Raw genomic sequence first — 16,115 nt, 5'->3', positions numbered from 1 at the left:
ACTAATTTGAAAAATTTATTTTGTATAAAAACTCAATTATTTTTCCACATACACTTCCCGTAGACCGGCGTTCTACACTTGCATGACCACCCTACCTCCACCAACATCAGAAGAGCATCTTATACAGCAAAAAAGGCTGCTCCATTTTTAAGGGAACAGCCTTTCTGCATTCATTTATTCTGAGGGTCTGCTATCTACTATCTTATGACAGTGACATTGCCCTTCTGCTGCTCTATCTGGCCATCCTTGAAGGTCACATCTATCACATAGATGTACACACCCTCAGGCTGCTGTATGCCATTCAGCGCACCATCCCAGCCCTTGCCATCGGTATTGCTCGTCTCGTACACAGGCTGGCCCCAACGGTTGTAGATGCTCATCTTGAACGCCGTCACTCCGCGAGACAGGAACCTCCTCGGGAAGAAATGGTCGTTGACACCATCACCGTTCGGAGTGAAGATGTTCGGTACATCCACAAAACAATCCCTGCGTACCGTAACACTATCTGTGGTGCTACAGCCATCCACCGTAACCGTTGCACGGTATACACCCGGCTTCTTGGCCATGATGCTCGAAGTGGTCTCCTCTGTGCTCCACTGCCACTTAGCACGCGGGTTCGATGCGTTCCTCGTGTCTATCAGCTTTATCGGGCTACTGCCGGGACACATCGCTGTGTCGCCGCCAAGGTAGATGCTCGGTACATCGAACACATGGATGTTGCGCTCTATCGTCTTGTCAGGACAGGCCCTGAACTTCGCATCGAAGCGTACGTTCATCGGGCCTACTCCCTCGAACGAGTGCAGCACAGGATTCACATCCACCATCTCGAAACCATCCGTCATCGTCCACTTGTTGCTCAGCTGACCGCTATTGGTGTAGATGGCCGTAAGCGTCACCGCCTGGCCACGGCATATCGCGTTCACATCGCCCGATACCTTCAGTGACAGTATGCTGTTCGAGTCCACAACTATGCTCCTGCGGGTGGTATCGTAGCAGTGTACGCTCTCCGTCACATTGTGGCCCACCAGTATCGTGGTATAGGTACCCATGTTCGTATAGGAATGTACCACATCAGTAGTGTTGGCGGTAGTACCGTCCGCAAAGTACCATGCATAGTCAACTCCTGTACCTGTGGACAGGTTCGTGAACGTTACAGGGTCTGTCTGGCACACGAACTCTGTGGGGCTCGTGCTGTAGTCCGTCTTCACAAAGTGGTTCAGGTTCAGTATCTTGATAGAACTGTCTATACACCTTGTGTTCGTTGCATACAGCTTTATGGTGTAAGATGCGCCTATCGTGTTCGTATACACATGCACGGGGTTCACCTCGGTAGACGTACCGCCATCACCGAAGTCCCAGGTATAGGTAAGGTCGCTCGCAGGGAACGAATTGTTTATCACCTGCAGCGTATCGCCCTTACAGCCATAGTTCACTATCGTATCGAACAGCGCACCTATCGGGGGCGCTACAAGCGTCACTATCGTTGTCAGTGTCTTCTGGCATACTCCTGCTGTCTTCACCGTAAAGGTGGTATAGGTGCCTGCGCACATACCGTTCAGCGTTATAGTACTGTCCGCATTGATGTAGTACGAGGTCGCTGTCTGGGGAAGACCATCCTTGTTGTAGGTCAGTGTGTCCAGCTGGTCGGGGTGCAGACCATGAAGCTTTATCCAGCCATCGCAGAAACCGCACTTCGTAGGGTTCTGAGACGTCACGGCTCGCAGCGTGAACGGTGGGTCCACAAGCGTCACAGGGCCTATCGGGTCAGATGTACAATAGCCGTAGCGTACAACTATGTTCGTATACACAGCACCTCGCAGGTTCGGTATCGTCAGTGTTCCCGATGGGTCCACTATAGCTATATATGGTGTCTGCGGTACGCCATCCTTGTTATAGGTCACCGTATCTATGCCGCCTGCGTTCAGGTTGGTCAGTATTATCTGGCCATCGTTCTTGCCACAGTGGCTCGGGTGTACCGTATCGGCAACGGGAAGCAACTTCGATGGCACTACAAGGCTGAATGTATCGCTCAGCGCACACTCTGTAGATACCGACGTGAATATCTTCACATAGAACTGGTTGGGGCCGGGCAGCGCACCGGGAGGTATAGTATCGTAGAACGCTACAGAGTCCACAAAAGTAGCTATCGTATCCACTCCGGGTGCCAGCGATGGGTCAATCACCTTCATCGTCCATGGCTTGCCCGTACCGCCGGGAGTGATGCGTACTACGGCATCCTGAAGGCAGGTGGCTTGCGATACCACCGTGGCATCTATGGTAGGCACAGGGTAGATGGTAAGGGTATAACCTATGGTATTGTTACCGTTCAGCGGGCATGCATTGTCGCGCAGGTTCAGGAAGAAGGTATATACACCGGGAGGCATCAGCGATGCATTGCCGCTGAAGGTCACATGCGGGGTATCGGTACCATTGCCTACTACAGAGAAGGTCATGCCGGTAGGCACACCAGTTGCGGTCACTGTCACCTTCAGCGGTGGCGCAACGCTCGCATCGGGGCGGGGCTCCATCTTCAGCGTGAAGGCGCCCTGGTCGCCGCATACATGGAAACTGGTAGAGGTAGGGCCACCGTCGCGTATCACTACACCGCCTGTGGCCACCGTATCGATGGTCGGAGGGAATACCGTACAAGTACGTACCAGGAAGGTCATTTCGCGCATCATGGTACCTACCAGCATACCATCGCGGTACTCGCTCACTTTATACACTACTATCGCACGCTGGGTGAAGTTCGGGTTGAAGCATACCTGGCCGTTGGCCGTGTTGAAGCTGAAACTGCCCGCTACACACCTGAGAGGCGTGGTGGCCGACAGTGGCATGCCTGGCCATGCGGGCGCTGTTGTAGCATATCCCACCGCAGTACCTATAGCGGTACAGTTAGATGTAGCACCTTCGGCTGGCACCAGTTCGAACCTGAGGCTGTCGCCCTCACCATCTATAGCTCCGGGCGTATAGCAGATGGGAGTATTGAGGCAGAAGAAGGGTGTGGGAACCACCGTAAGATTGGGCGAAGAGTTGGTATAAACGGTATTGTCCAGTGTGGCCTGCAACTGCATATTGGGCAGTGTGGCCAGGTTGGTTATAGCTCCCGCGCGACCTGCGGACGAAGAGCCATATACCGAGTTGAATATGAAACGCCAGTTGGCTGAAGCGCCGGGCAGCGTTACGTTCTTGGAATACACAAAACGTTTGATACCCGGTATAGGGTTCGACACGTTCACACATTGGGTCTTGGTCAGTGAGTCGGGGCACACGGGAGTTATCTCCGTACCTGCCGAAGGCACCGGTTGATCGAGTGTGAGCGTAGAATGGTATGTAGCACCATTATATATACATATCTGAGGCGTACCTGTGGGTAAAGAGGCGAAAGCGCCCGCACTAGCAGGACCGCAGTCGCCATATAGTACCACTGTCACCCTGTAAGTGTTACCTGTGATCCAGGTATAGTACAGGTCTCCGCCTACTATGTGTGTCGCAAAAGAATCTTTTGTTGCGAACAGGCAGAAGAATGCAATGAGCATACTGCGGAAAAGTAATGGTAATGTTCTTTTCATATTATATGTTGATGACAGAAAATAAAAAGTTTACACTCAAAAAATGAGCTTACATCCAAATTAGACGATCTCTTATCGCTTTTCGTTTGGCATGTGAGTAAAAATAATTCCTTTTTGTCAAATAATAAAAATTTGCGCCATCTAAATATATTAACAGACCAAATTCTTATCTCCTTTTAATGTGGCAGACCATTATTTGTCACCTCCTTACCAATAGATATTTATATAATAAAACAAAAGGCCACCATTGCTGGCGACCTTTATATAAACAATTCATTACTATCTATCTCATGACAGTGACATTGCCCTTCTGCTGCTCTATCTGGCCATCCTTGAAGGTCACATCTATCACATAGATGTATACGCCCTCAGGCTGCTGTATGCCGTTCAGTGCGCCATCCCAACCCTTACCATCGGTGTTGCTCGTCTCGTACACAGGCTGGCCCCAGCGGTTGTAGATGCTCATCTTGAACGCCGTCACTCCACGAGACAGGAACCTCCTCGGGAAGAAATGGTCGTTGACACCATCGCCGTTCGGAGTGAAGATGTTCGGTACATCCACAAAACAATCCCTGCGTACCGTCACACTGTCCGTAGTGCTACAACCATCAACTGTCACCGTGGCACGGTACACACCCGGCTTCTTGGCCATGATGCTCGAGGTGGTCTCCTCGGTGCTCCACTGCCACTTCGCCCTCGGATTCGATGCGTTCCTCGTGTCTATCAGCTTTATAGGGCTGCTGCCGGGACACATCGCTGTGTCGCCGCCAAGGTAGATGCTCGGCACATCGAACACATGGATGTTGCGCTCTATCGTCTTGTCCGGACAAGCCCTGAACTTCGCATCGAAGCGCACGTTCATCGGGCCTACACCCTCGAACGAGTGCAGCACAGGGTTCACATCCACCATCTCGAAACCATCCGTCATCGTCCACTTGTTGCTCAGCTGACCGCTATTGGTGTAGATGGCCGTAAGCGTCACCGCCTGGCCTCGGCATATCGCGTTCACATCGCCCGATACCTTCAGTGACAGTATGCTGTTCGAGTCAACTATTATGCTCCTGCGCGTAGTGTCGTAGCAGTGTACGCTCTCCGTCACATTGTGACCCACCAGTATCGTGGTATAGGTACCCATGTTCGTGTAGGAGTGTACCACATCAGTAGTGTTGGCAGTAGTACCGTCTGCGAAGTACCATGCATAGTCAACTCCTGTACCTGTGGACAGGTTCGTGAACGTTACAGGGTCTGTCTGGCACACGAACTCTGTGGGGCTCGTGCTGTAGTCCGTCTTCACAAAGTGGTTCAGGTTCAGTATCTTGATAGAACTGTCTATACACCTTGTGTTAGTAGCATACAGCTTTATGGTATAAGATGCGCCTATCGTGTTCGTATACACATGCACGGGGTTCACCTCGGTAGAGGTACCGCCATCACCGAAGTCCCAGGTATAGGTAAGGTCGCTCGCAGGGAACGAATTGTTTATCACCTGCAGCGTATCGCCCTTACAGCCATAGTTCACTATCGTATCGAACAGCGCACCTATCGGGGGCGCTACAAGCGTCACTATCGTGGTCAGTGTCTTCTGGCACACACCTGCTGTCTTCACCGTAAAGGTCGTATAGGTGCCTGCGCACATACCGTTCAGCGTTATCGTACTGTCCGAATTGATGTAGTACGAGGTCGCTGTCTGGGGAAGACCGTCCTTGTTGTAGGTCAGTGTGTCCAGCTGGTCGGGGTGCAGACCATGAAGCTTTATCCAGCCATCGCAGAAACCGCACTTCGTAGGGTTCTGAGACGTCACTGCACGCAGCGTGAACGGTGGGTCCACAAGCGTCACAGGGCCTATCGGGTCAGAGGTACAATACCCGTAGCGAACAACTATGTTCGTATACACCGCTCCCCGAAGGTTCGGTATCGTCAGTGTTCCCGATGGGTCCACTATAGCTATGTATGGTGTCTGAGGTACACCATCCTTGTTATAGGTCACCGTATCTATGCCGCCTGCGTTCAGGTTCGTCAGTATTATCTGGCCATCGTTCTTGCCACAGTGGCTCGGGTGTACCGTATCGGCAACAGGTAGCAGCTTCGATGGCACTACAAGGCTGAATGTATCGCTCAGCGCACACTCTGTAGATACCGACGTGAATATCTTCACATAGAACTGGTTGGGGCCGGGCAGCGCACCGGGAGGTATCGTATCGTAGAACGCTACGGAATCCACAAAAGTAGCTATCGTATCCACTCCGGGCGCCAGCGATGGGTCTATCACCTTCATCGTCCATGGCTTGCCCGTACCGCCGGGAGTGATGCGCACTATGGCATCCTGCAGGCAGGTGGCCTGCGATACCACCGTGGCATCTATGGTAGGCACAGGGTAGATGGTAAGGGTATAACCTATGGTATTGTTACCGTTCAGCGGGCAGGCATTATCGCGCAGGTTCAGGAAGAAGGTATATACGCCCGGGGCCATCAGCGATGCATTGCCGCTGAAGGTCACATGCGGGGTATCGGTACCATTGCCAACTACAGAGAAGGTCATGCCGGTAGGTACGCCCGTAGCGGTCACGGTCACCTTCAGGGGTGGCGCAACGCTAGCATCGGGGCGGGGTTCCATCTTCAGCGTGAAGGCGCCCTGGTCGCCGCATACATGGAAGCTGGTAGAGGTAGGGCCACCGTCGCGTACCACTACACCGCCTGTGGCCACCGTATCGATGGTGGGCGGGAACACCGTACAGTTGCGTACCAGGAAGGTCATTTCGCGCATACACGATCCTACCAGCATACCATCGCGGTATTCATTCACCTTGTACACGACTATGGAACGCTGCAGTGCATTGGGGTTGAAACATACCTGGCCATTGGCGGTGTTGAAGCTGAAGCTGCCCGGAGCCACAGTGAGTGGGTTGGTAGCAGATATTCCTGCACCTGTATACGCTACAGGGCCGCCTATAGAAGTACAGGCACCTGTAGCATTGGTAGCAGGTACGAGCTCGAACCTGAGGCTGTCTCCCTCGGGGTCTATAGCACCAGGAGTATAGCATATGGGGGTATTGAGGCAGAAGAAGGGCGTTGGAACCACCGTAAGACTGGGCGATGTATTGCTGTAAACAGTGTTGTCAAGAGTAGCTTCCAGCTGCATCAGCGTACCACCCGGCCCTACTATATTGGTAATGGCAGCAGCACGGCCGGCAGAAGCAGAGACGTGGTTCGAGTTGAAAACGAAACGCCAGTTGGCAGATGTACTGGGCAGTGTATAGTTGGCCGAATAAACGAACCTTTTGATACCGGGAATGGGATTGGCGGGGTTCACGCATTGTGTCCTTGTCAGCGAGTCGGGGCATACGGGCGTTATCTCTGTACCTGCCGAGGGCGCCTGTACTGCGCAGGAAATGGTGGTGACCGGGGTGGAACCGTTGAACACACATACCTGGGGCGCACCCGTAGGCAGTGTACCAAATACCGATGCACTGGCAGGGCCACAGTCGCCGTATAGCACCACTGTTATCCTGTAGGTATTACCTGTGATCCAGGTATAGTACAGGTCTCCGCCTACTATGTGCGAGGCGAACGAGGCTTTTGCACTGACCATGAAGAGCATTATCAGCGACAACCTGCATACGAGTGTAGACAATTTTCTTTTCATATACATCGAATTAAAAACAGTGTGTGGTACAACAAATACTTTACCGCTATTAAGAGACGGTATCTGGCACAAAAACGTTTGTATAAAAGTAACGATATTTAACGATATTTTTTACTAACTACCCTACTATAACAACTACCATTCGTGAGCCGTACCAAATATATTCAACACGAATGAGACCGTTGATCTTTGTGTTATATAAAATATATCTTCTTAATGTTTTTGTGTGCCGGGTGTGGAAAACAAAACAGTGAGCGGATGTGCTTAAATACATAAATCTTAACATTTTTGTAAAATGTTCTTCCCGAAGACCATGTCTCAACTATTCTGCTATCTTTGAGCGCTTTTACCTGAAATTTAGATGAAAAAAATATTTTTATCCCTTTCCGCAGCCGCTGCGCTTCTGATGACCTCCTGCTCAGAAAAATTCGAAGTAACGGCACCCTATAAAGACGTAACTGTAGTGTATGGTTTCCTGGATATAGCCGATACGGCCCACTACATTCGCATACAAAAAGCATTCCTGGACGAGAACAAGAGCGCTGTGTCAATGGCGCAGAGTTCAGATTCTAATTTTTTTAATAATATAAATGTGCGCGTAGAACGCTACCGCGCAGCGGGTGTGAACGGCGTACATGCCTATGTCGATTCTATACACCTGCGCAGGGTAGATATGGCACAGGAAGGCTATACAAAACAGCCCGGCACCTTCTTCACATCGCCGAACTATGCCTACAAATTCACCGACCCGCTGGATCCGCAATATATATACCGCCTGAAGATAGTACACTTCAATACCGGTAATGTAGACTCTGCCGATGCACCTGTTATCAATAATATACCTCCTACCCTGCAGGTGCCTATACTCACCAATAGCGCTCTGAACATTGCCGGTATGAGTTTCTACTCTGTGATAGCAAAGAGGTATTTCGACTTCGATGGCACTTACCAGCCTTTGGTGGGTTACAGTTACAATGGCGAGTCTACCCCGGTGAGGATAACCCAGTCATTCATCACCTTCAACTGGCATGATTCCGACATCAATACAAAGGCGCATACGCCCCGCTCTTATGATATGGATGCCGGTTACCAGCCTGTAGATAAGAATTCATTCTCCTACCAGCTATCCAACAACTCGCTGCACAGCGCTATGGCACTGGGCATGGGCGCCGCACCCGATAATATAGTAAGACTGCTGGACCGCAGCCGCATAACCGTATACCTGAGCACGACCGACTATGCCAACTACAGGAACGCACTGCTGATACAGGGCAATGGCCTTACGGGCAGCGAGATATCGCCGGTATATACCAATATAAAAGGCAAGGACGTACTGGGCCTCTTCACATCGCGGGCCAGCATAAGCGGCCTTGTGACCATAGATAAAAGGACCGTAGACTCGCTGATGGTGAACCCACTGCTCACATCGGCCAAGATAAGGGGTACCGTTTACAGGTAATACTTCTTGCAAACCTATTGGCAGCAATGCCTAAATTTGGCGATATGAAACGTATCGCCATTTTTATTTGCTGCACCATTATCAGCATAGCTTTCTCTGCCTGCGCACAGAACAATATGCTACAGGAAGGCCTGGCGCTGAAATACCTTGTTCGCGAGCCAAGGACACATGCAGGCAAGCCACCTGTGGCGATACTGATGCACGGCTATGGCAGCAACGAGGCCGACCTCTTTGAGCTGGCGCAATTCTTCCCCGATGATTTCCTGGTCATATCGGTACGGGCACCCTACCCGCAGGGGCCTACAGGTTTCCAGTGGTTCGAGAAGGACCGGTCGAAACAGAAGTACACACCCATAAAAGCACAGGTAGAGGATAGCCGTGACCTGCTGCTGAAATTCATACCACAAGTGGTGAGCTGGCATCATGCCGATGCTGCCAATATATATGTTATGGGCTTCAGCCAGGGCGCTATTATGAGCTACGAGGTAGGCCTTACATCGCCGGCCACCATAAAGGGCATAGGCATACTGAGCGGGGGATTGCCCACCGGGCTCGAGAAAGAAATAAAGCCATCGCCCACGCTGTCGCGTCTGCGCATCTTCATTGCCCATGGCACGGCCGATAATATCCTTTCTTACCAGGACGGCAAAGATGGCTACGACCAACTGGTGAAACTGGGCCTGAAGCCCGAACTGCATACATATACCGGCATGGCGCACACCATCACATCGCAGGTAGTGGCAGACCTTGTGAAATGGCTGAAAAGCTAAAGGGTCTCTACCCTTCCGGATAAAGACCCTTTTCGCTATAGTATTGTTCTATCAGCTACTTATTTGGCGAATGCCTGCTCTACAAGGTCGGCCTGCTCTATGGCGTGCTTCTTGGCAAAACCGGTAGCCGGCGATGCGCTTGCTTGCCTGCTGATGTACCTCATATCGAAGCCCTCTGCACCTGCATGCATATACAGGTACCAGTAGGCGCCCATGTTCTGCGGCTCTTCCTGCACCCACACCCACTCTGCTTTCTTGTAGCGGGCGCGTATCTCGCGCAGTTGTGCTATGGGCAGCGGGTATAGCTGCTCCAGGCGCACTACTGCCACATCTTCGCGCTTATCGGCAAGCTGCTTTTCGCTCAGGTCGAAGTACATCTTGCCTGTACACAGCAGTACTCGCTTCACCTTTGCTGCGCTCTTCACGTTCGGGTCGTCTATCACTTCCCTGAAGCCACCCGTTGTGAACTCTTCCATAGAGGAGTAGGACCGTGCATGGCGCAGGTTGGCCTTGGGAGAGAAGTTTATGAGCGGCTTGCGGAACTCCCACGACATCTGCCTGCGCAGCGCATGGAAGAAGTTAGCCGCGGTAGTGATGTTGGTCACTATCATGTTCAGTTCGGCGCAGTTCTGCAAAAAGCGCTCCAGGCGTGCGCTGGAGTGTTCCGGACCACCACCTTCGTAGCCATGCGGCAGCAGCATCACGAGGCCGTTCATTGCGGTCCACTTCTGCTCTGCACTGGCTATGTACTGATCTATGGTTATCTGTGCGCCATTGGCAAAATCGCCATACTGAGCCTCCCACAGCACCAGGTTGTGCGGGTTGGCCATGGCATATCCATATTCAAAGCCCAGCACCGCATATTCACTCAGCAGCGAGTTGTATATATATGGCGTACCCTGCTCTTTTTGCAGTCTGCTCAGGCGGTTATAAGGCTTGTTGCTGTTCTGGTCATATATCACCGCATGGCGATGAGAAAAAGTACCTCTTTTCACGTCCTCGCCGCTCAGGCGTATCTCGTTGCCGCTGGCCAGCAGGCTGGCGTAGGCCAGTAGCTCACCTGTGGCCCAGTCTACCTTGCCATCCGTCTCGAACAATTTTATCTTGTCCTGCAGCAGCTTCTCTACCTTGCGCAGCGGGCTGAAGTCCGATGGCCACTGCATCAGCGAACTGAAATACTGTTTGAACTGATCGGTAGTGATGGCCGTATCCGGCGAGCGCTCCAGGTCTGTGGCCTTTGCCTTGCGCAGCTCCTTCCACCACATCTCGGGCTTCTGGTACTTGTATGGCAGGGGCTTCTGCTTCACCTCGTCCAGGCGTGCCTGCAGGTCGTTCCAGAAACGTGTCTCCATTTCCTTTGCCAGCTCCTTTGCTTCTGCATCGCCATGCTCCATCAGGTACTGCATGTATATCTCGCGCGGGTTCTGGTGCTTTTCTATCAGCGCATACAGCTGCGGCTGGGTGAACTTTGGCTCATCGCCCTCGTTATGGCCATGCTTGCGGTAGCATACCATGTCTATGAAGATGTCCTCGTTGTATTTCTGCCTGTATTCAAGAGCCAGCATGGCGCATTTCACTACGGCCTCGGCATCGTCGCCATTCACATGCAGCACGGGGCACTGCAGCATAGAAGCTATGCTGGTGCAGTAGTCCGATGAACGTGCATCGTCGAAATCGGTAGTGAAGCCTATCTGGTTGTTGATGACGTAGTGAATGGTACCACCTGTGTGGTAGCCTTCCAGCTTCGACATCTGCAGCAGCTCGTATATGATACCCTGGCCTGCCACAGCGGCATCGCCATGTATCAGTATGGGTAGTACTTTGTCATATTCACGGTCGTAAAGTGTATCGGCCTTGGCGCGTGCAAAGCCCAGCACCACAGGGTCTACAGCTTCCAGGTGCGATGGGTTGGGTGCTAGTTGCACATTGATGGCCTTGTTGCCCGGCGTAGTGATATCGCTATGAAAACCAAGGTGGTATTTCACGTCGCCACTGCCCATGGTCATGTCCTCCGGCATATTACCTTCGAACTCAGAGAATATCTGTTCATATGTCTTGCGCAGTATATTGGCCAGTATGTTCAGCCTGCCGCGGTGGGCCATACCTATCACTACTTCCTGTACACCGGCCTCTGCAGCGCCATTGATGATATTATCGAGCGCGGCTATGGTAGCCTCGCCACCTTCCAGGCCAAAGCGTTTCTGCCCTATGAACTTTGTATTCAGGAACTTCTCGAAGATCACGCCCTCGTTCAGCTTCTCCAGTATACGCCTGCGCTGGCCTGTGTTCAGCGGTGTACGCATCAGGTTTTCATAGGTCTTCTGCACCCACTGGCACTTTTCAGTATCGTTGATGTAGGTATACTCTACGCCCACATTACTGGCATACAGTTCCTTCAGGCGGGCCACTATCTCCTTCAGTTTACCATCTTTCAGGCCTATGGCCTTTCCGGCAAAAAAACCGGTCTCCATGTCACTGTCAGACAGGCCGAAATTGGCAAGCTCCAGTTGCGCATGGCGGTCTTTGCGGGTGCGAATGGGATTGGTAGTGGCCATAAGGTGCCCACGCTTGCGGTACGCGCGTATCAGCTCGAACACGCCCAGTTCTTTTTCCAGGTGAGTGCTGCTCACTGCGGCCTTACCTGCCTCGGCAGGGGTTTTCGCCAGGTCGTTATTGACAGCAAAATCGAACCCTTCAAAAAACTTCTTCCACTCGGGGTCTACCGTTGTGGAGTCTTTGGCGAAATCGCGATAAAGCGATTCTATGTATTCCGGCGTAGGTCCGATGACGAATGAGAGATCCTTCATTTTTACGATGGTATAAGCATTTAAGACGTGCGATATGCAGGCCTCATATTGAACGGCGCAATTTACGGATTTACAAGGAAAAAGACCAGTATTTATAAGCCGGACGAATATAGAACCAATAACATTTAACACATTGACATATCTATGCCAAAAAGCGCATCATGGCACCGTGGCCATGCCGTAGAACCGCAGTGTTCCATCTATATCTATGAACTGGAACAAATGGCTTACGCCCTCGTGCCCAGGCGCTACCACATTAGGCTCTGTGGTCACGAACGCCAGCTCGTATATAAGAAAATGCTTGCGGGTATCTATTATGCCCGGTGGGGTATGGCTGGTCACTATAGTATTGACCCAGTATTTCCTGGTCATTATCGCATTCCATCTATCGGGCGGCCAGCTGTTGAGATGCGTAAGAAACGTATCAAGCCCCACACGGTACTCTAACCTGCCCTGTATCCTGTCCTGGCAGGGCACACATTCTATCCTGGGTAAAGACATGCTGCGCAACTGGGCCGTATCTCTTTTCTGCAGGCCTCCTAAAAAGGCCCTCCATGCTTTATCCACCTTTGCGGCATCCTGCGGGCTTATATCGCCTTTCTGCGCCAGCGCATGCATGCTGCACATCACTGCAAAAAGCAGCGTCAGCAATACTATTCTATATCCTTTCATGATCTGTCTGCTGCAAGATACACCCATCATCTGCCATTATCCCTTAAAAACAAGCCGGGCCACCTATAAGGCGGCCCGGCTATTATTCTATCACTGATAGATATTATTGCTTCACTACGAAGTGGAACGCTTTGCGTTCTGCACCTATGCTCATGTTCAGCATGTACATGCCGCTGGCAAGGGTGTTGGTCAGCTCTATGCGTGCTTCCAGTGTACCGCCTTTGGCAACAGTGCTGCCACGGTATACCACCTGGCCCAGCATGTCCGTCACCTCGAACGTAACCGCCTCATCGGCCCTTGTACCCAGGGTGCCGCTCACCGTGAACACACCCGCGTTCGGGTTAGGCATCAGCCTTATCTCGCTGTTGCCTATAGCCTGTACGCTCACGCCTGTGGCAGGTGTCACCTTCATCGATACAGAATTGATAGATACCTTGCTGCACTCGCCTGTACCGGTCACGCGGCAGGTCACAGAATCTCCATCCTTCAGCTTCGATGTCGTGTACACCGATGATGAGGCGCCCGATATCTCGAAGTTGTTCACCAGCCACTGGTATACAGGAGCAGGACCCGCATTCTTCACATTCGCAGTGAAGGTCACCTCTGTGCCCTTCTGCACCTGTGTGCCGGGGTCGGTAGTTATCTCTACCTCCGGTACATATACAGGAGACATGTGCATCGTCACACCATTGCTCTGCACATCGTTCACCGACGTACATGCATAGCTGCTGTTCAGCCTTACGGTAACTACATCCGCATCCGACGGCATATAGGCATAGCTAGCGTTCGTTGCGCCGCTCACTATCACACCATCTACCAGCCATGTGTATACAGGGGCCGTACCGCCATTCACCGCGCTCGCGCTGAAGCTGGCCACACTGCCTGCGCACAGGCTATCGTCAGGACCTACCGTCACGCTCACTGCAGGTGTCAGGTTCTCACGAACCGCCATCACCATGCTGCTGCTCACCGTGGCAGGGGTAGCGCATGCCGCATTGCTCGTGTACTTCACCGTCACCACATCGCCATTGGCAGGGGTGAATGAATAAGTGCCCGTTGCTGCCACATCCGTTCCGTTCACATTCCATGTGAATGTAGGTGCTGTACCACCATTCGTGCCTGTAGCTGTGTACAGTACGCCTGTACCCGCACATACCGTGCTGCCACTACCCGATGACAACACTACCGCAGGCGTCACCAGCGCAGTGATGCTCACCGTGGCAGTACCGCTCATGTCGGCCATACAGCCCTGCGGTGATACCGCTACCACATTGTATACACCGGCCCCTGTCTGCAGCCCATAGTTCACTACGGCACCCGTACCCATCATTGTCAGTACAGGCGTGCTGCCGCCGTTCATCAGCTTGTACAGTGTACCTGCCTGCGAACCGTCAACATCTATCGCTACGCCTGTCCCGTTCTCGCAGTATGCACCGCCGCCGGTCACGTTCTTCACCTCAGGAAGCGGGTTCACCACCATATCCATGGTGGCCTTACAGCCTGTGGACAGGGTGTACGTCATTGTAGCATTACCTACCGCAACACCTGTCACGCTGCCTGCTGCGCTCACCATCGCTATCGCATCATCGCTGCTGCTCCAGCTGCCGCCGCTCACCGTATTGCTCAGGTCCACTGTCGAACCCTCGCACACTGCTGCAGCACCGCTGATATTGCCCGGCAAACCGTTGATGGCTATCGTTGTAGTAGCCTTACAGCCTGTAGGCATCGTATAGGCTATAGATGCAAGACCTGCGCCCATACCTGTCACCACACCTGTATTGCTGATGGTGGCTACCGCCGGGTTGCTGCTGCTCCATACACCGCCCACTGTCGTATTGCTCATAGTGGTGGTCTCGTTCTTACATATAGCACCTGCGCCCAGTATCGCATCCACCGATGGGTAGACGGTCACCTGGCGGCTGCGGCTGCAGCCTGTAGGCAGGGTGTAGATGATGTTGGCCGTACCATCATTGCCCATGGCCGTTACCACACCTGTGGCAGCGTTCACTGAGGCCATAGCCCCATTGTCGCTGCTCCAGCTACCGCCAGCGGCAGCATTGCCCAGCGTGGTGCTCAGACCGGGGCATACCGTGTTCACACCGCTTATCAGGCCCGGAAGCGCGTTCACCGTTACTATGCGCGCCCTGCGGCAGCCATTGCCTGTCGTATAATATACTGTGCTTGTGCCTGCTGCCACACCGCTCACTACGCCTGCTGCGTTCACTGAGGCCACTGCGTTCGATGTGCTCCAGGTGCCGCCGGGCGTGATGCTCTCCAGCAGCGTGTTACCGCCCGCACATACCGTGGCAGTACCTGTTATTATCTCAGGAAGCGCGTTCACTACTATCGTCGTATTGCTGCTGCAGCCTGTAGGCAGGGTGTAGTCGATGGTGCTCATACCTACCTGCATACCCGTAACAGAACCGGTGCTGCTGATAGGCGCTATCGCAGGGTTGCTGCTGCTCCAGCTGCCGTTAGGCGTAGCATTGCCCAGTGTCGTTGCCGAACCCTGGCAGATGCCCATAGTGCCTGTGATGGCCGCAGGAAGCGCGTTCACCGTGAAGGCCGCCGTCCTGTAGCAACCTGTAGGCAGCTCATACTTTATCGTAGCAGTACCGGGCATCAGGCCGGTCACATTACCTGTGCCGTCTATGCTCGCTACCGTTGTATTGTCTATGCTCCAGGTACCGCTGCCGGTGCTGTTCAGCACCAGGGCCGACCGCCCCTGGCATACCGATGTGGCGCCGCCTATATTGTCGGGAAGCGCGTTCACGTTCACTGCTGCTACTGCGCGGCAGCCGGTGGACAGGGTATACGATACATTGGCCGAACCATTGGTAAGACCGCTTACCATACCTGTATTGCTCACTGTGGCCACTGTCGTGTTGCTGCTGCTCCAGCTGCCGCCGGGCGTAGCGCTCGCCAGCTGAGATGCGCCCTGTGCGCACAGTATGGTATTGCCCGTGATGGCCGCAGGAAGGGCGTTCACCGTTACGTTAGCACTGCGCGAGCAGCCTGTGGGCAGCTCATATATCACCTGGGTCACACCCTGGCCGTTACCGGTCAGTATGCCGTTGTTATCTATGGTGGCTATGGCAGATGAGGCCGTTGTCCAGGTACCGCCACCTATGCCGTTGGACAGGGTGCTCGTATTGCCCTGGCATATCACCCTCGTGCCGGTGATGGCCGATG

Annotated in this window: 7 protein-coding genes; 2 read left to right on the top strand and 5 right to left on the bottom strand. The window is 52.9% G+C overall.

Going from position 1 to position 16,115, the window contains the following annotated elements; all coding sequences use genetic code 11:
- Nucleotides 1-197 precede the first annotated feature (197 nt).
- Nucleotides 198-3,572 (bottom strand): T9SS type B sorting domain-containing protein, encoded by a 3,375-nt coding sequence (locus ABD843_RS14830; protein ID WP_345084805.1) that lies wholly within the window; start codon nucleotides 3,570-3,572, stop codon nucleotides 198-200.
- Nucleotides 3,573-3,855: 283 nt separating this feature from the next.
- Nucleotides 3,856-7,215, bottom strand: coding sequence for a PKD domain-containing protein (locus tag ABD843_RS14825; protein ID WP_345084802.1), 3,360 nt, complete (start codon nucleotides 7,213-7,215; stop codon nucleotides 3,856-3,858).
- Nucleotides 7,216-7,621: 406 nt separating this feature from the next.
- Between ABD843_RS14825 and ABD843_RS14820 the strand changes: the two genes are divergently transcribed.
- Entirely contained in the window at nucleotides 7,622-8,674 is a 1,053-nt protein-coding gene (locus ABD843_RS14820) for a hypothetical protein (protein WP_345084799.1), read from the top strand.
- A gap of 44 nt (nucleotides 8,675-8,718) precedes the next feature.
- Nucleotides 8,719-9,444 carry an alpha/beta hydrolase gene (locus ABD843_RS14815; protein ID WP_345084796.1) on the top strand — a complete coding sequence of 242 codons (726 nt, stop codon included), beginning with the start codon at nucleotides 8,719-8,721 and terminating at the stop codon, nucleotides 9,442-9,444.
- Between the two features lie 59 nt (nucleotides 9,445-9,503).
- Here ABD843_RS14815 and ABD843_RS14810 read toward each other — a convergent pair whose 3' ends face one another.
- The 3 genes from ABD843_RS14810 to ABD843_RS14800 all read right to left on the bottom strand — a co-directional run.
- Nucleotides 9,504-12,251: a 2-oxoglutarate dehydrogenase E1 component gene (locus tag ABD843_RS14810; protein ID WP_345084793.1), complete on the bottom strand. Its 2,748-nt coding sequence runs from the start codon at nucleotides 12,249-12,251 to the stop codon at nucleotides 9,504-9,506.
- A gap of 159 nt (nucleotides 12,252-12,410) precedes the next feature.
- Nucleotides 12,411-12,923, bottom strand: coding sequence for a hypothetical protein (locus ABD843_RS14805; protein ID WP_345084788.1), 513 nt, complete (start codon nucleotides 12,921-12,923; stop codon nucleotides 12,411-12,413).
- A gap of 103 nt (nucleotides 12,924-13,026) precedes the next feature.
- Nucleotides 13,027-16,115 (bottom strand): Ig-like domain-containing protein (locus tag ABD843_RS14800; protein WP_345084785.1); only part of this gene is annotated, 3,089 nt, incomplete at its 5' end.

The organism is Nemorincola caseinilytica (assembly GCF_039540515.1).
In the GTDB taxonomy this organism is placed as follows: domain Bacteria; phylum Bacteroidota; class Bacteroidia; order Chitinophagales; family Chitinophagaceae; genus Nemorincola; species Nemorincola caseinilytica.
Note: the sequence above shows the minus strand (reverse complement) of the source record. Positions and strands in the feature narration are given on the sequence as shown.